Annotated in this window: 17 protein-coding genes; 7 read left to right on the plus strand and 10 right to left on the minus strand. The window is 71.1% G+C overall.

Annotation, left to right across the window (positions count from 1 at the left end):
• Positions 1–173 precede the first annotated feature (173 nt).
• Complete coding sequence (locus tag ACE3O1_RS05590) at positions 174–752, plus strand: hypothetical protein (RefSeq protein WP_374313286.1); 579 nt, start codon at positions 174–176, stop codon at positions 750–752.
• A 42-nt stretch (positions 753–794) separates the two neighbouring features.
• On the opposite strand, the gene ACE3O1_RS05595 is transcribed toward ACE3O1_RS05590, so the two are convergent.
• Positions 795–2,849, minus strand: coding sequence for an NAD(+) synthase (locus ACE3O1_RS05595; RefSeq protein WP_374313288.1), 2,055 nt, complete (start codon positions 2,847–2,849; stop codon positions 795–797).
• A gap of 98 nt (positions 2,850–2,947) precedes the next feature.
• Here ACE3O1_RS05595 and ACE3O1_RS05600 point away from each other — a divergent pair, with 98 nt between their 5' ends.
• Together ACE3O1_RS05600 and ACE3O1_RS05605 are read left to right on the plus strand one after the other, a co-directional pair.
• A complete protein-coding gene (locus ACE3O1_RS05600; RefSeq protein WP_374313290.1) occupies positions 2,948–6,496 on the plus strand; it encodes a TM0106 family RecB-like putative nuclease in 3,549 nt (1,182 codons plus the stop codon).
• 73 nt (positions 6,497–6,569) lie between these two features.
• Complete coding sequence (locus tag ACE3O1_RS05605) at positions 6,570–6,890, plus strand: DUF3467 domain-containing protein (RefSeq protein ID WP_374313292.1); 321 nt, start codon at positions 6,570–6,572, stop codon at positions 6,888–6,890.
• Positions 6,891–7,067: 177 nt separating this feature from the next.
• Here the strand turns inward: ACE3O1_RS05605 and upp are convergent, their stop codons facing one another.
• A complete protein-coding gene (gene upp, locus ACE3O1_RS05610; RefSeq protein ID WP_374313294.1) occupies positions 7,068–7,700 on the minus strand; it encodes a uracil phosphoribosyltransferase in 633 nt (210 codons plus the stop codon).
• 106 nt (positions 7,701–7,806) lie between these two features.
• Here upp and ACE3O1_RS05615 point away from each other — a divergent pair, with 106 nt between their 5' ends.
• Positions 7,807–8,238, plus strand: a complete 432-nt coding sequence (locus ACE3O1_RS05615) for a nucleoside deaminase (RefSeq protein ID WP_374313343.1) — start codon at positions 7,807–7,809, stop codon at positions 8,236–8,238.
• Between the two features lie 9 nt (positions 8,239–8,247).
• Here the strand turns inward: ACE3O1_RS05615 and ACE3O1_RS05620 are convergent, their stop codons facing one another.
• Positions 8,248–9,225: an alpha/beta hydrolase family protein gene (locus ACE3O1_RS05620; RefSeq protein ID WP_374313296.1), complete on the minus strand. Its 978-nt coding sequence runs from the start codon at positions 9,223–9,225 to the stop codon at positions 8,248–8,250.
• Between the two features lie 149 nt (positions 9,226–9,374).
• Here ACE3O1_RS05620 and ACE3O1_RS05625 point away from each other — a divergent pair, with 149 nt between their 5' ends.
• Positions 9,375–10,136 carry a DUF2306 domain-containing protein gene (locus ACE3O1_RS05625; RefSeq protein WP_374313298.1) on the plus strand — a complete coding sequence of 254 codons (762 nt, stop codon included), beginning with the start codon at positions 9,375–9,377 and terminating at the stop codon, positions 10,134–10,136.
• 104 nt (positions 10,137–10,240) lie between these two features.
• On the opposite strand, the gene ACE3O1_RS05630 is transcribed toward ACE3O1_RS05625, so the two are convergent.
• From ACE3O1_RS05630 to ACE3O1_RS05650, 5 genes are all read right to left on the minus strand, one after another.
• The gene (locus ACE3O1_RS05630; protein ID WP_374313301.1) at positions 10,241–11,170 is read right to left on the minus strand and encodes an LLM class F420-dependent oxidoreductase; all 930 of its coding nucleotides are present in this window, start codon (positions 11,168–11,170) and stop codon (positions 10,241–10,243) included.
• 4 nt (positions 11,171–11,174) lie between these two features.
• On the minus strand, positions 11,175–12,140 hold the full coding sequence (locus tag ACE3O1_RS05635) for a cation diffusion facilitator family transporter (RefSeq protein WP_374313303.1): 966 nt from the start codon (positions 12,138–12,140) through the stop codon (positions 11,175–11,177).
• A 52-nt stretch (positions 12,141–12,192) separates the two neighbouring features.
• Positions 12,193–13,302: an alpha/beta fold hydrolase gene (locus tag ACE3O1_RS05640; RefSeq protein ID WP_374313305.1), complete on the minus strand. Its 1,110-nt coding sequence runs from the start codon at positions 13,300–13,302 to the stop codon at positions 12,193–12,195.
• Positions 13,303–13,430: 128 nt separating this feature from the next.
• Positions 13,431–14,105, minus strand: coding sequence for an SRPBCC domain-containing protein (locus tag ACE3O1_RS05645; RefSeq protein WP_374313307.1), 675 nt, complete (start codon positions 14,103–14,105; stop codon positions 13,431–13,433).
• 1 nt (position 14,106) lies between these two features.
• Positions 14,107–14,562, minus strand: a complete 456-nt coding sequence (locus ACE3O1_RS05650) for an ArsR/SmtB family transcription factor (RefSeq protein ID WP_374313309.1) — start codon at positions 14,560–14,562, stop codon at positions 14,107–14,109.
• Positions 14,563–14,631: 69 nt separating this feature from the next.
• Here ACE3O1_RS05650 and proC point away from each other — a divergent pair, with 69 nt between their 5' ends.
• Positions 14,632–15,474, plus strand: coding sequence for a pyrroline-5-carboxylate reductase (gene proC / locus ACE3O1_RS05655; RefSeq protein WP_374313311.1), 843 nt, complete (start codon positions 14,632–14,634; stop codon positions 15,472–15,474).
• Positions 15,475–15,749: 275 nt separating this feature from the next.
• On the opposite strand, the gene ACE3O1_RS05660 is transcribed toward proC, so the two are convergent.
• Together ACE3O1_RS05660 and ACE3O1_RS05665 are read right to left on the minus strand one after the other, a co-directional pair.
• Positions 15,750–16,421 carry a TrkA family potassium uptake protein gene (locus ACE3O1_RS05660; protein WP_374313313.1) on the minus strand — a complete coding sequence of 224 codons (672 nt, stop codon included), beginning with the start codon at positions 16,419–16,421 and terminating at the stop codon, positions 15,750–15,752.
• Complete coding sequence (locus tag ACE3O1_RS05665; RefSeq protein WP_374313345.1) at positions 16,414–17,793, minus strand: TrkH family potassium uptake protein; 1,380 nt, start codon at positions 17,791–17,793, stop codon at positions 16,414–16,416. The genes ACE3O1_RS05660 and ACE3O1_RS05665 overlap by 8 nt, the downstream gene beginning before the upstream one ends.
• Positions 17,794–17,927: 134 nt before the next feature.
• Here ACE3O1_RS05665 and ACE3O1_RS05670 point away from each other — a divergent pair, with 134 nt between their 5' ends.
• Complete coding sequence (locus ACE3O1_RS05670; RefSeq protein WP_374313315.1) at positions 17,928–18,335, plus strand: ArsR/SmtB family transcription factor; 408 nt, start codon at positions 17,928–17,930, stop codon at positions 18,333–18,335.

Raw genomic sequence — 18,335 nt, forward strand, 5'->3', positions numbered from 1 at the left:
AATCCGCGCGGGTGTGAGCCAGAGCCCCGGAAATCCGGGGGTTGCACGGACCGGGCATGCGAATCTGCCGGAGTTATGCGCCCGCGCGAGGCGGGACGGGCGCGTCGCTCTTCCCCCTCGTCCGGCCGCCCGGCAGGATGAGAAAGCGGAGGCGCCGCGGGAAGAGGTGGATCATGCAATCCGTTCTGCTGGACGCACCGACGGGCATCACCGCGCGACTCGGCTGGGATCCGAAGCTCCCCGAGCACGACCGCAAGAGAGCGCTGGCCCGCGAGATCGTGGCGGCCCAGCTCGGCATCGACGAGAGGGCGGTCCGCATCGAGCGCGAGGCGCCCGGCGGCTTCGGCTTCCACACGCAGCTCATCGCCGAGGTCGACGGGCAGGAGGTGCCTCTCGGCATCCGCAACGCCAACTTCCGCGCGGCGACGGTCGTCGCCGTGGCCGACCCGGCGGTGCCCTTGGGGCTCGACCTGCGTGACGCGCACCCCGACGATGCGACCCTGCACGAGATGAAGCGGCATTCGCACCTGCCCGATGACCACGACTTCGACAGGCTCCTCGCGCACTGGACGCGCGTCCAGGCCGTGCGCGACGCCGACGGTCGCGGCGCGCGCGTCGCGGCCGACCATGTGCGGCTCGACAGCCCGCTCACCAAGGGCTGGATCCCCGATCGGCGCGTGTACTACCGGCTCGCCGACCTGTCGCGCGACAGCTGGGTCATCACGCTCGCCTACGGCGCCGCGCCGGCCTGAGCCGAGGCGGTGACGGATGCCTCGGCCGAGGCATCCGTCGTGTCATTCCTCGACGAGCTCGGGGAGGGCGGCTTTCAGCTCGGCGATCCACGCGTTGGCGTTGCCGTCGGACGGGGCGCGCCAGTCGCCGCGCGGTGACAGCGAGCCGGTCGGCGACACCTTGGGGCCGTTGGGGATCGCGGAGCGCTTGAACTGCGCGAAGGCGAAGTAGCGGCGCAGGAACACCTGCAGCCATTTCGCGACCGTCGGGAGGTCGTACGCGTAGCGGTCCTCTTCGGGGAATCCGGGCGGCCAGGCGCCGGCATCCTTGTCTCCCCACGCCTGCGCGGCGAGGAAGGCGATCTTGGACGGCCGGAAGCCGAACCGCAGGATGTGGTGCAGCGCGAAGTCGTGCAGCGCGTAGGGACCGATGCGGTCCTCCGTCGACTGCATCCGGCCGTCCTGGCCTGCGGGCACCAGCTCGGGGCTGATCTCCGTGTCGAGCACCGACTGCAGCACCGCGGCCTCGGCCTCGTCGACCCCCTCGCGGTGCGCGATGACCCAGCGGATCACGTGCTGGATCAGCGTCTTGGGCACGCCGGCATTGACGGCGTAGTGGCTCATCTGGTCGCCGACGCCGTACGTCGCCCAGCCCAGCGCGAGCTCGGACAGGTCGGACGTGCCGATGACCATGCCGCCGTGCTGGTTGGCGAGCCGGAAGAGGAAGTCGGTGCGGATGCCGGCCTGCACGTTCTCGAACGTGACGTCGTGCACGGGCTCGCCCTCGGCGAACGGATGCCCGATGCCCTCGAGGATCTCGGTCGCCGCGGGGCGGATGTCGATCGTCTCGATGCTCGCCCCGACCGACTCGGCGAGGGCGATGGCGTTCGATCTGGTGTGGTCGCTCGTGGCGAACCCCGGCATCGTGTACGCGAGGATGTCGCCGCGCGGCCGGCCCATGCGGTCCATGGCGCGAGCGATCACGAGCAGCGCGTGCGTGGAATCGAGGCCGCCGCTGACGCCGATCACCGGCTTCGGCCGGCCGATCGCCTCCATGCGCTGCACCAGGCCGGACACTTGGATGTTGAACGCCTCGTAGCAGTCCTGGGCGAGGCGGGCGGGGTCGTCGGGCACGAACGGGAAGCGGTCGAGCGTCCGGCGCAGTCCGATGTCGGCCGCGGGCGGGTCGAGCTCGAAGTGCACCGTGCGGAACTGCGGATCGTGGGTGCGGCGGTTGTCGTCGAACGTGCCCTGGCGCAGCCGGTCCTGACGCAGCCGGTCGAGATCCACGTCGGCGACGGACCGCCGGGGGCCGTCCGGGAAGCGCTCGGTCTCCGCCAGGAGGGCACCGCCCTCGTAGATCATGGTCTGCCCGTCCCACGAGACGTCGTTCGTGGACTCGCCCATGCCGGCAGCGGCATATGCGTACGCGGCGAGGCAGCGCAATGACTGCGACTGACACAGATCCTTGCGGTCCTCGGCGCGCGCGATCGTGATCGGGCTGCCGCTGAGGTTGAGGAGCACGGTCGCTCCCGCGAGGGCCGCCCCGGCCGACGGCGGGATCGGCACCCAGACGTCCTCGCACACCTCGGCGTGCACGACGAGCCCCGGAACGTCGAGCGCCTCGAAGAGGAGGTCGGGCCCGAACGGCGCCTCGAGCCCGCCCACGCGGACGTCCTCGCCGGCCTGGTCGTCGCCTGGCGCGTACCAGCGCCGCTCGTAGAACTCCCGGTAAGTCGGGAGGTAGGACTTCGGCGCGACGCCGAGCAGCTCGCCGCGGTGGATCACGACGGCGCAGTTGTAGAGGCGGTTGCGGTGTCGCAGCGGCGCACCCACCACGATCACCGGGAAGAGCTCGACGGATGCCTCGACCAGCCGCTCGATCGCGGCCTCGACGGCGTCGAGCACGGCATCCTGCATCACCAGGTCCTCGATCGAGTAGCCGGTCAGGCACAGCTCGGGGAAGAGGGCCACGGCGACCGCCTCGGCGTCGCACTCGCGCGCCGCCGCGAGCACGGAGTCCGCGTTCGCCGCAGGATCGGCCAGCGCGATCGGGATCGTGCATGCCGCGACGCGGGCGAACCCGTGGCGGTACGCGCTCTCGAAGGGGAGGCTCATGCTCCCATCCTGGCAGGGCTCGTCCCGCGGCGGCGAGCTCCGGGGCGGGCCGAAGGTGTCGGATGCCGCGGCTAGGGTCGTGGAGACGAAGGGCAGGAATGCGATACATCGAGGACGAAGGCCGGATCGTCTGGAGCGCGAGCGACCTGAAGGCGGCGGCCGAGTGCGAGTTCGCGTGGCTGCGGGCGATCGACGCGAAGCTCGGACGCGTCGTCGCGGTCGAAGAGCCTCAGGACCTCACGCTGGAGCGCGCGGGACGACTCGGCACCGCACACGAGCGGCGCGTGCTCGCCGACTATCTCGAGCGCTTCGGCGCGGGCGTCGTCGAGATCCCCGAGACGCGGTCGTCCGATGCCGCTGCCCTCGCCGAGGCGGTGGCGCAGACGAATGCCGCGCTGGCGTCCGACGCCGACGTCGTCTACCAGGCCGCGTTCGCGACGGCCGACTTCGTGGGGTTCGCCGACTTCCTCGTCCGCGACGACGCCGGGCGCTGGATCGTGCAGGACACCAAGCTGGCACGGCACGCGCGAGTCACCGCGCTCATGCAGCTCGCCGCCTACGTCGACCAGCTCGACCGGCTGGGCGTGCCGCGCGCGGACCGGGTCGAGCTCCTGCTCGGCGACGGCAGCGTGAGCACGCACGAGGTGGACGACCTGCTCCCCGTCTTCTCGCTCCGGCGCGCGCGGCTGGCAGCCCTCATCGCCGATCGCCGGCTCGACCTCGGGTCGGGCGGGGAGGCGATCGCGTGGGGCGATCCTCGCGGAGACCTCGACGTGATGGCGTGCGGACGCTGCGCGACGTGCGACGCCGAGGTCGTGGCATCCCGCGACCTCCTGCTCGTGGCAGGCATGAGACCGGTGCAGCGCGAGCGCCTGCGCGGCGCCGGCGTGCGCACCATCGACGAGCTCGCCGTCGCGTCCGCGGGCCCGGCGGGCATGAATCCCGACACCTTCGGGATGCTCGTCACCCAAGCGCGCCTGCAACTCGAGAGCCCGGCCGGCACTCCGCCGCTGACGGCCCCGCCGCAGCACGCCGACGGACCCCCGCCGATGCCGACGTTCCGCGTCGTCGCGCCGACTGCGCTGGGCGCGCTGCCCCGGCCCGACCACGGCGATCTCTTCTTCGATTTCGAGGGCGATCCGCTGCACACCGAGGCCAATCCGCCCGGGCGCGAGGGCGAGCCGGTGCAGTGGGGGATCGACTACCTGTTCGGGTGGGTCGACACCCGTGAGGAGTACACCGCGCTGTGGGCGCACTCCTTCGCCGAGGAGAAGCGGGCGCTCGAGACGTTCCTCGACATCGTCAACCTCCGCCGGGCCCAGTACCCGGGCATGCACATCTACCACTACGCGCCCTACGAGCCCACGCACCTGCTGGCCATGGCGGCGCGGCACGGGGTGCGCGAGGCCGACGTCGACCGGCTGCTGCGCGACGGCGTCTTCGTCGACCTGTACCCGATCGTGCGGCGCGCTCTGCGCGTGGGCTCGCGCTCGTACTCGATCAAGAAGCTCGAGCCGCTGTACATGGGCGAAGAGGTGCGCACCAGCGACGTGCAGAAGGGCGACGACTCGATCGTGCGGTACGTCGAGGCGCGGGCGCTCCTCGCCGATGGAGCGGATGCCGAGGGCTCGGCGATCCTCGACGACCTGGCCGACTACAACCGGTACGACTGCGTCTCGACGCGACGCCTTCGCGACTGGCTCGTCGATCGGGCGCGCGAGACGGGCATGCGGCCGTCTCCCAACCCCGAGCCCGACGAGCGGGCGTACGAGCCGTCGCCGCGGGCGCTCGCGCTGGATCGGCTCGCGGCGCAGCATGCGTCCGATCCCGCGGCGGCGCAGTCCCTGCGGCTCGGAGCCGCGGCCATCGACTACTACCCGCGCGAGGCGAAGTCGTTCTGGGCGACGCACTTCCTGCGCCTGCGCGAACCCGTCTCGCTGTGGGAGGAGACGCGCGACGTCGTCGTGATCGATCCGGCACGCAGCCGCGTCGTGGAGGACTGGCACTTCGCCGAGAGCGGTCGCGGCGGCGAGCGGCGCACCCTGGAGCTCCGCGGCGAGGTCGCGCCGGGCACGCGCCTGACCGAGGGGCTCAATCCGTTCGCCCTGTACGAGCTTCCCGCGCCGTACCCGTTCGAGGCATCCGTCCGCTGGATCCACTCGTATCGCTCGATCACCGTGGTCGAGGTGCTCGACGACGGTGCGATCGTCGAGGAGACCGCGGTCGACGGGGTCACGTGGTCCCGCCTGCCGATCGCCCTCACTCCGGCCGCGCCGCCGTCCGCAGGAAACCAGCAGTCGGCGATCGACGCCTGGGCCGACGCGGTCATCGATGCCGCACCGGAGTTCCCGGCCGACCCGGCCACCGACATCCTGCGTCGTCGCCCGCCGCGCACGCGCACGGGTGCGCTCCCGCAGTCCGATGGCGACGACGTCGACGCCATCGTGCGAGCGGTGCTCGACCTCGATCGCAGCTACCTGGCGGTCCAGGGCCCCCCGGGCACCGGCAAGACCTACGTCGGCTCGCATGTCATCGCGCGTCTCGTGCGCGACCACGCGTTCAAGGTCGGCGTCGTGGCCCAGGGGCACGCGACGGTCGAGCAGCTTCTGGAGCGCGTGGTCGCCGCCGGGGTTCCGCCCCAGGCCGTCGCGAAGGCGCCGAAGGATGCCTCGGCCGACCACGGGTTCACCGTCATCCCGAAGAACGGCGTGGCGGCCTTCACGGCCGAGCAGGCCGAGACCGGATTCGTCGTCGGAGGCACGGCGTGGGACTTCAGCCACGCGGGGCGCATCCCGCGTGGCAGCCTAGACCTGCTCGTGATCGACGAGGCGGGGCAGTTCTCTCTCGCCTCGACCGTCGCGGTGTCGGTGGCGGCGCCGCGGCTCCTCCTCCTCGGCGATCCGCAGCAGCTGCCCCAGGTGAGCCAGGGAACGCACCCTGAGCCGGTCGACACGTCCGCCCTCGGCTGGGTGATGGACGGCGCCGACGTGATCCCGCCCGAGTACGGGTACTTCCTCGCGCGCACGCGCCGGATGCATCCCGAGGTCGCCGAGCCCGTGTCGCACCTGTCGTACCGGGGGGAGCTGGAGGCGCATCCCTCGACGGCGCTGCGGCGCATCGACGGCGTGCCGGCCGGTGTGGTGCCGGTGCCGGTGCGTCATCACGGCAACGCCACCCGCTCGCTCGAAGAGGCGGCCGAGGTCGTCGCGATCGTCCGAGACCTCGTCGGCCGCACCTGGACCGACGTCGAGGTCGACGACGCCGATCGCGCTGCAGTGAAGCCCGGGCGCCCGCTGACGCCGAAGGACGTCATCGTCGTCACGCCGTACAACGCCCAGCAGGTCGCCGTCGAAGAGGCCCTCGCCGCCGCGGGGTTCGACGCTGTGCCCGTGGGCACCGTCGACAAGTTCCAGGGCCAGGAGGCCGCGGTCGCGATCGTCTCGCTCGCCGCGTCGTCCGGACGCGATGCGCCGCGCGGCCTGGAGTTCCTGCTGCTGCGCAACCGGCTCAACGTCGCGATCTCGCGGGCGAAGCACACCGCCTACCTCGTCCACTCGCCGGCACTGCTCGACGATCTGCCGCGCACGCCCGAGGGCGTCGCCCGGCTGAGCGGCTTCGCCCGGCTCGTCGGACGCGGTCGCGCGTAGACTCGCGCTCAGCGCCGCCCCACGCCCATCCGTGCGACCCGGGGCGACGGATCGCGGCGAAGAGGAGGCATCCATGGCCGAAGAGGCACCCCGCCAGTTCGAGATCGATCTGCCGCCCGAGCACATCGGCGGCGCCTACGCCGACTTCGCCAACGTGTGGCACACCCCGACCGTGTTCGTCATGGACTTCCTCACCCTCGCGCAGCCGCCGCGCGAGCAGGTCGACCCCGAGACCGGTGAGCGCCACACCATCGTCCCGGCGCGCGTGGTGAGCCGCATCCGCATCCCTCCCGAGCAGGTGTTCGAGCTCGCGAAAGCGCTCACCCAGCAGCTCGAGTTCTGGGAGCAGGAGACCGGGCGGCGCACTCCCCAGGAGCCGTTGCTCGACGACTGATCCGGGGGCACTAAACGCCGTCGGCGAACGTGTCAACCCCGTACGTGCGATGCGGGGCCTCACCTACCGTGGACCATGCGTCGGATAGGCGCGGGTGCGGCATTCGTTCGGCGAGGGGCGGGTGCCGCACCGTCGTGTTCCCAGGAGAGCGCGGTCGCGCCGCGTCGATGCCGGCGGTCAGACGGTGCCGTACAGCCGGTCCCCGGCGTCGCCGAGTCCGGGCACGATGTAGCCCTTCTCGTTCAGGCGCTCGTCCATGGCGCCGAGCACGAGAGTGACGTCGCGACCCTCGACCTGCTTCTCGATCGCCGTCACGCCCTCGGGGGCGCCGAGCAGGCAGATCGCGGTCACATCCTGTGCACCGCGGGCGAAGAGGAACTCGATCGCCGCGCCGAGGGAGCCCCCCGTGGCGAGCATCGGGTCCAGCACGAAGCACTGGCGGTCGCTGAGGTCGTCGGGGAGGCGCTCGGCATACGTCGACGGCTCGAGCGTCTCCTCGTTGCGCACCATGCCGAGGAAGCCGACTTCGGCGGTCGGGATGAGCTTCACCATGCCCTCGAGCATGCCCAGCCCGGCGCGGAGGATCGGCACCACGAGAGGCCGCGGCTCGCTGATCTTCACGCCGGTCGTCGTCGTGACGGGGGTCTGGATCTCGATCGGCGACACCTGGACGTTGCGGGTCGCCTCGTACGCCAGCAGCGTCACCAGCTCCTCGGTGAGCTGGCGGAACACCGGCGACGGCGTGCGCTGGTCGCGCAGCACCGTGAGCTTGTGGGTGATGAGGGGATGATCGGCGACGTGCAGGCGCATACGCCCAGGGTAGTCGGTGGCGGCGTCCCGCCCCGAAGGAGTTCACGCCCCCGCCGCGCGGCCGTACGCTCATGCTGTGACCTTCGAGCCCGCCGACCTCGCCGCGATGGAGCGAGCCCTCGCGCTCGCGGTCGAGGCGGGGGCGTCCGGCGACGTGCCGGTGGGCGCGGTGGTGACGGATGCCTCGGGCACGACGATCGGCGAGGGACGAAATCTGCGCGAGGTCACCCACGACCCGACCGCGCACGCCGAGGTGGTCGCACTGCGCGAGGCCGCGGCATCCCTCGGAACCTGGAACCTGGAAGGGTGCTCGCTCGTGGTCACCCTCGAGCCGTGCGTGATGTGCGCCGGCGCGGTGCTCCAGTCCCGCATCTCGCGGCTCGTCTTCGGGGCGTGGGACGACAAGGCCGGCGCCGCCGGCTCGGTGTACGACGTCGTTCGGGACCGGCGGCTGCCCTACCGCGCCGAGGTCGTGGCGGGCGTCGGCCAAGACGAGGCATCCGCTCTGCTCCGTGCGTTCTTCGATGCGCGGCGCTGATACGACGCCCTACGGCATCTTCTCGGCCAGGAAGGCCGTGGTGGCCTCGGCGATGAGGTCGACGTCGCCGTTCATCCAGTGGTCGCCGCCCTCGACCTCGGTGAGGGTGACGGCCTTTCCGGCATCGGTCCACTGCGCCTCGAGGAAGCGGGACCAGCCGACGGGGACGATCTCGTCGCTCGTGCCGTGCATCACGAGCAGCGGGGCGGCCATTCGGTCCACGTACGTCAGTGCCGAGACCTCCCGCCAGTAGTCGGGCGACTCCTCGGCATCGCCGTGGGCGGCCACGACCGTGTCGTACGACGGAGTCCCGGACAGGAACCGCCGCACGTCCTCCCACGGCGACACATGCGTCGGTGCGACCGCCACCACCGCGCGGGCGGCCTGCGGGTCGACGACGGCCGACTTCACCACGAGCGTCCCACCCGACGAATGCCCGAAGAGGGCGATCCGATTCGGATCGACACGCGGATCGCCGGCCGTGGCCCGCGCGGCGTTGACGACGTCGAGCGTGGCGCCGACGTCCATGTCGACCTCCCACGAGGGACCGTCCTCGGAGTCCCCGTGGCTGCGGAGGTCGGGCGAGACCACGGTGTAGCCGCTGTCCACGAGCAGGTCGGCCAGGTCGTCGTAGTCGGTCAGCCCCGAATACTCCTCCGGGTCGACGGACCCGTGCACGAGGACGATCGCGGGAGAGGCCACGGCGGCGGAGGGCGGACGACGGATCACGGCCTGCACGTCGAGCCCGCCGCTCTCGTACGCCACCACCTCGGCCGGATCGCCGTCGAAGTCCGTCGTCTCCTGCACGAGCTCGAACACGGGTGCCTCCGGCTCGGCCTCGATGATCGTCCTCAGCGTGGACGCGTTCGGGAGCGCCGCGTCCACCGGGCTGGGCGTCGGCGACGCGGCCGTGCAGCCGCTCAGGGCGAATGCGATGAGAGCGATGGCCGCGGCGCCTCGCGGGCGCGCGCTGATTCCGTCGGGCATGGTGACCCCGCAATCGTTGAGCGAAGCGTACTCCCGCCGCACTGGCCGCGACAGGTGTCCGGCGTCGCGGGATCCGGGGGTTCGCGCGCCGCCGATCCGGGGGCCTGCCCCCTGCCCGCGCCGTGTGCGGCGGTCCTACCGTGACAGGCGTGACCCGCCTCATCGAACCCGTGCGCACCGCTCCCGCCGCGCCCCGACCCGGCCGCGCCGGATCCCGCATCGGCTGGACGTTCGTCCTCCTCACCGCGGTCGCCGTCGTGGCCTTCTCGGCCGCTCCCTACTTCACCGCCTCGCTGCGCGATCTCGCGGGCGACGAGGTGGGTCTCGCGCCGACCTATGCCGAGGCATCCGTCTTCGTGCAGGGCGCCCTCTACGTCCACATCGTGGGCGGCGCCGTCGCGCTCGTGGGCGGCGCACTGCAGTTCTGGCGCGGGCTGCGGGAGCGGATGCCGCGCGTGCACCGGTGGATCGGCCGCGTCTACCTCGTCGCGGTCGGGCTGGGCGGCATCGCCGGCCTGGTGATCGCGCCGTCGAGCCCCGCCGGATACGTCGGGTTCTTCGGCTTCGGCGCCCTCGCCGTGCTGTGGCTGGTCACGGGATGGCGCGCGTACCGTGCGATCCGCCGGCGCGATGTGCCGAGCCACCAGGCCTGGATGATCCGCAACTACGCCCTCACCTACGCCGGCGTGACACTGCGGCTGTGGCTGCCCCTGCTGCTGCTCGCGCCGCTCGTCCTCGGCCTGCCGTGGGAGTTCGACTCCGCCTTCGCGAACGCCTACGCCGCCGTGCCGTTCCTGTGCTGGCTGCCGAACCTCGTGGTCGCGGAGTGGCTGATCCGCCGGCGGGGGCTGCCCTCGTACCGCCTGCCGGTCGGCCAGGGTCCCTCACGGGTCGAAAAGACGGCTCGATGACGCGACACGCCGGTTGAGGCATCCGCTTCTCGGCGCGCCGCGGTGACCGAGCAGTCTTTTCGACACCCGGGCACCGGCGACGGCGACCAGGCGCCGTCGCGAGGTCAGCGGGGGAGGTGGGCCAGCACGTCGGCGCCGAGGTACTCGACCTGCTCGACGTCCTGAAGGTCGAGGAGCTGCAGATAGACCCGGTCGGCGCCGAGCTCGGCGAGCCGCTCGACCTTCGCGACGATCTCGGCCCGAGCTCCGACGATGTTCACGTCGCCGCGCATCTCGTCGACCGTCCGCCCGATGCGGGCGGCGCGGCGGTCGAGCTCACCCTCGGTCGGCGCGGCCAGGGTGGTGAGCGCGACCGAGAGCTTGAGGGTCGACGGATCGCGACCGATCCGCTCGCATGCGGCGCGCACGCCGGCGAACCTCTCGGCGATCTCGTGCTCGGGGCGGAACCCGATGTTGAACTCGGTCGCATACCGCGCCGCGAGCTCGGGGGTGCGCTTCGGCCCGCCGCCTCCGACGATCACGGGCACGCGCGTCTGGACGGGCCGGGGCAGCGGCGGCGCATCCGCCAGCCGGTAGTGCGCGCCGTCGAAGTCGAACCGCTCGCCCTCGGGAGTCGCCCACAGGCCGGTGACGATCGCGAGCTGCTCCTCGAGAAGATCGAACCGCTTCGCGGGGAACGGGATGCCGTACGCCAGGTGCTCCCGTTCGAACCAGCCGGTCCCCAGCCCGAGTTCCACGCGCCCACCCGACATCGCGTCGACCTGCGCCACCTGGATCGCGAGGACGCCGGGCTGGCGGTAGGTCACCGAGGAGACGAGCGTGCCGAGCCGGATGTGCGAGGTCTCCCGCGCCAGGCCCGCGAGCGTCGTCCAGGCGTCGGTCGGACCGGGGCGCGGATCGCCATCGCCCATCCGCAGGTAGTGGTCGGAGCGGAAGCAGCCGTCGAAGCCGACCCGCTCCGCGGCCTGCGCGAAGGCCAGCTGATCGTCGTAGGACGCGCCCTGCTGGGGCTCGGTGAAGACGCAGTACTCCATCGCCTCAGTCCGCCGAACGGATCACGAACTCCTCGGTCGGGGGTGCGGGATCGTCTCCGGGCCGGTAGACGTCGGGCTCGAAGTAGATCACGCGTGCGGTCGGCACCGCTTCCCGCACGCGCGTCTCGATGCGGTCGATGTCGGCGGCGACGTCGGCGAGCGGCCGGTCCGACGCGAAGCCGAGCTTCGCCGCGACGAGCAGCTCGTCGGGACCGAGGTAGAGCGTCTTGATGTGGATGAGCTTCTCGATCTCGGGTCCGCCGGTGATGGCGCTGACGATGCGGTCGTGATCGGCATCCGTCGCGCCCTCGCCGACGAGCAGGCTCTTCGTCTCGATGCCGAGCGTGATCGCCACGAGGATGAGCAGGGTGCCGATCATGAGCGTGCCGATGGCGTCGAAGAGCGGGTTGTGGGTGATCCACGTCATGCCGACCCCGAAGAGCGCGAACACCAGTCCGATGAGGGCCGCGATGTCCTCCAGCAGCACCACCGGCAGCTCGGGGGCCTTCGCGTGGCGCACGAACGACACCCACGACTGACCGCGTCCGCGCACGTGGTTGCTCTCCTTGATCGCCGTGCGCAGCGAGAAGGACTCCAGCACGATCGCCACCAGCAGGACGATGATCGGGATCCAGTAGTTCGTCAGCTCGTGCGGGTGCGTGAGCTTCTCGACGCCCTCGTAGATCGAGAACAGTCCACCGACCGAGAACAGGATGATCGAGACGACGAACGCGTAGACGTAGCGCTCGCGGCCGTAGCCGAACGGATGCTCCCGATCGGCCCGCTTCTTGGCCTTGCGCCCGCCGAGCATGAGCAGCAGCTGGTTGCCCGAGTCCGCGACGGAGTGGATGGCCTCGGCGAGCATCGACGCCGAGCCGGAGAGGAACCAGGCGATGAACTTCGCCAGGGCGATGCCCATGTTCGCGAGGAATGCCGCGAGGATCGCCTTGGCACCGCCGGAAGCACTCATGCGACGAGTCTACGGATGCCACGCCCCCGTCTGTGCGGGGGTTGACGGCTGTTCAGTCGGCGGAGCGGATGATGATCGCCTCGGTCGACGGCGCAGGGTGGGCCGACGGTCCGACGTATCCGATCACGGTCAGCAGCGCGTGCCGGAACTCTGCGGGACGCTCGAGATGGGGGGAGTGGCCGACCCCTTCGAGGCCGAGCTCGGTGACCTCGCCCCCGCCCGCCGAGTAGCGGGCGAGCACGTCGCGCGTCTGCGACACCATCTCCTGCGGCGGCGCGACTTCGTCGCCGGGCCAGCCGGGAACGATGCCGAGCTTCCCGAGGTTGTTGAGGTCGGAGAACGACGCGTCCGAGACGACCGCGTCGGCCGTGCCGTGCACCCACAGGATCGGGGGCTTCTCGGCGAGGTCGGCGATGCCCGACACGTCGAAATAGCGCGGCGCCATGGTGTTCAGCACGCCGATGGTTCCGGCGCCGAATCCCGGCCAGTTCTCGCTCGTGACGGAGTGGCCGGGGTAGTTTCCCGTCGCCGTCGAGGTCGTGAGCATGGACTGGACCCACAGGTCCTCGTTCTCGGTCCGGAATCCCGGAGCGACGTAGCTCGAGCGGAACACACTGCGCGGTGATGTCGGCGCGGCGTCGGTCTCGTCGTGGTCGATGAGGCGATGCACGAAGTCGGGATTGGCGGCCCCGCCACCGCAGCCGGCGTCGTCGTCGGTGAGTCGGCTGCCGTCGCGGCGCGTGCCGCCGAAGCCGTACGGCGAGATCGGCGACTGCAGGGTGAGGCTGAGCACCGGGTGGTCCAGCGCGTACTGCATGATGACCCCCGCGCCCATCGCCCAGCCCACGAGATGGGCGGTGCGGATGCCGAGGGTCTCCAGCGCCGCGCGCACGTCGTCGCTGAAGTCCCGCACGCCTCGCGTGGCGTCGACGGGCGCGTGCTCCGTGCCCCCGAACCCCCGCAGGTCGATCGCGATCACGCGGAGGTCGCCCGGGAGGTCCTCCATGAGCTCCTGCCAGAACAGCGACGACGAGACGTTGCCGTGGATCAGCACGACCGTGCGCTCGGAGGGCGTCGCCGGGTCGTCTCCGGCACGCTCGAGGATGTTGACGTTCAGCCGCGGCGTCTCGATGACGCGAGCAGTGATGTCGTCGAAGAGCATTCGGGCCTCCCACAGTCCACGCCGGAGGCGCCCTCGCCCCCACGTCACGATGATAGTCCCGCGGTGGAGGGCGCGAACCGGGTGCAGGTCCCGGATGCCGCGGCCGAGGCATCCGGAAACCCGACGCGTCAGCCTTCCATGCCTGAAACCGCCTGGCCGGTGTAGAACGCGAACGTGCTGTCGGCGGCGCGCGCGGCGGTGGCGGGGTCGGCGCCGAACGCTGCGTGCGCAGCGCCCCAGCCGTCCGCCGCGCCGCGGAAGAAGGCGATGCCCTCGTCGGTCCGCGCCCACGCGTCGGCCTCGGCGGGGCTGGGCCCGTCGCCGGAGCCGGAGAGGTGCAGGGCGAGCCCGAGCAGGCCGCCGTCCCAGCCGACTCCGGTCGCGCCGGGGCCGTAGGTCTCCCAGAAACCGGGCGGGATGTCGCCGACCCGGGCGGTGTGAATGAGCTCGAACCGCGTCGCGTCGTCGCCGACGGCGGTGAGCGCGACGGTGATCCAGGTCACGCCGCCGCCGAACTCCCACGTCGCGGTGTAGTGCGCGGTGCCGTCCGCGGGCGGTGCGCACTCCAGGATCTCGCCGCCGGCATTGCCCTCGATCTGGTAGCGCCCGCCCAGGCGCAGGTCGCCGGTGATCGGCTGGAACCACCGGGGGATGCGATCGACGCTGGTGGCGGCATCCCACACGTCCTCGATGGGTGACGGATACGTCTGCGCGAGCGTCTGGACGTGGGACGGTTCTCCGTCGAAGTCCTCCGCGCGCACCGTGCGCGTCACCGCGTCGAGCTGTCGCTGTACGTCGACCATGTCAGTCCTCCTGGGGTTCGGTCGTGGGTTTCTCGTCAGTGATGTTCGTGCTGTCTTGGCTGTCGACGCTGTTCGTGCTGTCTTGGCTGTCGACGCTGGTCGTGTCGGGGGGCTCGTTCGCCGCCTGCGCCTGTCGCCGCTGCCGGCGGCCGCGCGCGAGCTCGGTGCCGAGAGCGTCGAGGTGCGGCTGCCAGAAGCGCCGGAACGGGTCGAACCACGCCGCCGCGGCCGACAGCGGCTCCGGATCGAGCGCGTAGAGCCTGCGGGTGCCGTCGGGACGCGCGGTGGCGAAGCCGGATTCACGCAGCACGCGCAGGTGCTGCGACACCGCCGGCTGCGAGATGCCGAACTCGCGCTGCACGACCTCGCCGATCTCGCCGGCGCTGCGCTCGCCCTCCGCGAGGAGTTCGAGGATGCGCCGGCGCACCGGATCTCCGAGGATGTCGAGCGCGTGCATGTCCTGATCATTGCATCAACGCTTATATAAGTCAATACGCAACTAAGGCGTCGATCGTAGACTGGCGCGATGACCGATGCACCCGTTCTTCCGCCCATCGCGATCCTCGGAGCCGGGTCCATGGGGGGCGCGATCCTGCACGGCCTGGTGCGCTCGGGCCTCGCCGCAGGGGGCGTGACGGTCACGAACCGCACCGCCGAGAAGGCCGCCGCGCTCGCCGGCCTCCCGGGCGTGACGAGCCTCGCGCTCGAGGAGCAGTCCACCGGGAACACGGATGCCGCGTCCTCCGCCGACGTCGTGCTCGTCGGCGTCAAGCCGGCGATGGTGCCCGACCTGCTGCGCGAGATCGCGCCCGCGCTGCGGCCCGGGACGATCGTCGTCAGCCTCGCCGCCGGCGTGACGATCGCGACGTTCGAGTCGATCCTCGGCGATGACGTCGTCGTGCTGCGGTCGATGCCGAACACGCCGTCGCTCGTCGGCAAGGGGGTGACCGGCCTGGCGGCCGGCACGCGCGCCGGTGCCGCGGAAACCGCGATCGTGCGGCATCTGTTCGAGACCGTCGGCACGGTCGTCGAGGTGCCCGAGCCGCAGATCGACCCGCTCTCGACGATCTCGGGCTCCGGTCCCGCCTACTTCTTCCTCGTGGTCGAGGAGTTCACGAAGGCGGCCGTCGGGCAGGGCTTCCCACTCGAGGACGCCCGGCTCATGGCGGAGCAGACCTTCATCGGCGCGGCGGGCCTGCTCGAGGCATCCGGAGAGGATCCTGCCGAGCTGCGCCGCCGCGTGACGAGCCCTAAGGGCACCACCGAACGCGCGATCGCCGTGCTGCAGGATGCCCGCCTGGACCTGACCTTCGCCGATGCCACCGCTGCCGCGCTCGCCCGCGCGAAGGAGCTCGCCGCCGGCGCCTGACCCGCCGCGGCGCCTGACCCGCCGCCGCGGCGGCATCCGGTGCTCCACCGCGCCGAAGTGCGCGCGAAGCGGGTGCGTAAGCGCACTTCGGCGCGTCCGAGCCACGGCTCCCGCGCCCGGCCGACGGGCGCATAACTCCTGCACCTTGCGTTCTTCGTGGGTCCGCGGGCGCGCCGATACGCGCCGCCGCCTCCCGGGGCCCTCGAAAATGCAGGAGTTATGCGCCGGTGGAGGTCGGCGCGAGTGCGTCGCGTCGCATCCGGCGCGAACCCGGGCTAGCGGTCGAGGGCGGCGAAGCGCTCGATGTCGGAGTTCGTGCCGGACACGATGATCAGGTCGTGGTTGGTCACGACGGTGTTCGCCTCGGCGTAGCGGAACGGCTTGCCGGGGCTCTTCACGCCCACGACGGTCACGTTGTACTTCGTCCGCACGCCGGACTCGTTCAGGCCCACGCCGCGAATGAACTTCGGCGGATACATCTTGGCGAGCACGAAGTCGTCGTCGAAGCGGATGAAGTCCAGCATCCGCCCGCTTACGAGGTGGGCGACGCGCTCACCGGCCTCGCGCTCGGGGTAGATGACGTGGTTGGCGCCGACGCGGGCGAGGATCTTGCCGTGCGACTGCGACACCGCCTTGGCCCAGATCTGCGGCACCTTCAGGTCGACGAGGTTGGCGGTGATGAGGACGGATGCCTCGATCGACGAGCCGACCGCGACAACGGCCACCTGGAAGTCCTGCGCCCCGATCTGCTTGAGGGCGTCGATGTTGCGGGCGTCGGCCTGCACCGTGTGGGTGACACGCTCCGACCACTTCTGCACGAGCTCGAGGCTCTCGTCGATCGCGAGCACCTCGCGGTCGAGCCGGTCGAGCTCGCCGGCGCACGCGGCGCCGAAGCGCCCGAGTCCAATCACGAGGACGGGAGCGTCGCTGCGGATCCGTTCAACCAACGATCGGCCTTTCCACGGGCAGCGAGTAGAGCTGCGATCGGGACGACGCGGCCACGGCCGCGGCGAGTGTCACTGTACCAACGCGACCCATGACGATCGTGATGGCGAGGACGTAGATGGCGCTGTCGGGGAGCTCTGCGGTGAGCCCGGTGGACAGGCCGACGGTCGCGAAGCCCGAGATCACGTCGAAGAGCACGTCTCCGAGATCGGCCTTCGTGATCTGGGTGATGATGATCGTCGAGATCGCGACGATCGTCGCACCCCACGCGACGACCGACAGAGCGACCCGCAGCACGTCGCTCGGGATCCGGCGGCCGAAGACCTGGTTCGACGCGCGGCCCTTCGCCTCCGACCACACGGCCAGTCCGATGACGGCGAGCGTGGTGACCTTGATGCCTCCGGCCGTCGAGGCCGAGCCGCCGCCGACGAACATCAGCATGCAGCCCACGAGCAGGCTGGACTGGTTGAGCTCGCCGATGTCGAGGATCGCGAAGCCGCCGGATCTCGTCATCGCCGACAGGAAGAACGCCTGGAAGGTGGTGTCCCACGCGTCCTGCCGCCCGAGCGTGAGGAGGTTGTCGTACTCGAGCACCAGGAACGCCACACCGCCGGCGAAGAACAGCGCGACCGTCGTGATGAGGGTCAGCTTGGTGTGCAGCGACCAGCGCCGCACGTGCCACAGGTGCTTGCGCAGCGTGTAGATGACCGGGAATCCGATCGATCCGAGGAAGACCCCGAACATCAGCACGGTGAGGAAGAAGTAGTCGGTGGCGAAGGGCTCCAGGCCCTCCGCGTTGGGCGTGAACCCGGTGTTCGTGAACGCCATCGCGGCGTAGTACGGCGCCTCCCACAGGGCGACGTGCCACGGGACTCCCGCCACGATGAGACCCGGGTAGAGCAGCACCGCCACGATCGCCTCGATCACGAGGGTGGACAGGGCGACGGTCGCCAGCAGCGCGCCGATCTGTCCCAGCTGCACGGTCTGGCCCTCGTTCACGGGGCCGCCGTGCGTGCGCAGCGGGTTCGAGTCGCTCGCCGCGATGAGCTTGGCGCGCAGACCGAGGCGACGGGAGATCACGAGGCCGAGGATCGAGGCGAGCGTCAGGACGCCGAGGGCGCCGATCTGCACGCCGACGAAGACCAGCACGTGTCCGAAGGGGGACCAGTGCGTCGCCATGTCGACCGTCGACAGGCCCGTGACGCAGATCGTCGACACGGCGGTGAAGAACGCGTCGGCGAACGCGGTGACCTGTCCGTCGGCGGAAGCGATCGGCAGCGAGAACAGTCCGGTGAACAGCAGGATCAGCGACAGGAAGATGATGATCGCGAACCGGGCGGGTGATCGCTGGGTGAGATCGCGGAAGAATTCCATGACCTCGTGCCCGAGCGCACGGAGGCGCCGAACGCCGACGACACGCCAGCCATCCGACATGCGGGTCCTCCCTATGCGACGGTCCGGCGGTCGTCCTCATGGTACTCCGCGAGGCTCATGACTAATCTGAGCACATGGCGGACATCTTCGACGTGATCGCGGACGGAACGCGTCGCGACATCCTGCGGCTCCTTCTCGATCGTGCCACCGCCGGCGAGCGCGGGACGAGCGTCTCGCACATCGTGAGCGAACTCGGCGCGAGCCAGCCGACGGTCTCGAAGCACCTGAAGGTGCTGCGGGAGGCGCATCTCGTGTCGGTGCGCGAGGAGGGGCAGCACCGCTACTACAGCCTCTCGGCGGGTCCGCTCGACGAAGTCGACGACTGGCTGGTGCCGTTCCTCGGCGACGATGACGACGCCGACTCCGCGATCGGCTCGGTGCTGACGGACTCCGCAGCGCACGCCGCCGACGTGGTCGGCCGTGCCGCGGCATCCGCGAAGCATGCCGTCACCTCGGCGCTGAAGAAGCTCCCCGGCCGCTGA

Origin of the sequence: Microbacterium sp. (assembly GCF_041909575.1) — a bacterium.
GTDB lineage: Bacteria > Actinomycetota > Actinomycetes > Actinomycetales > Microbacteriaceae > Microbacterium.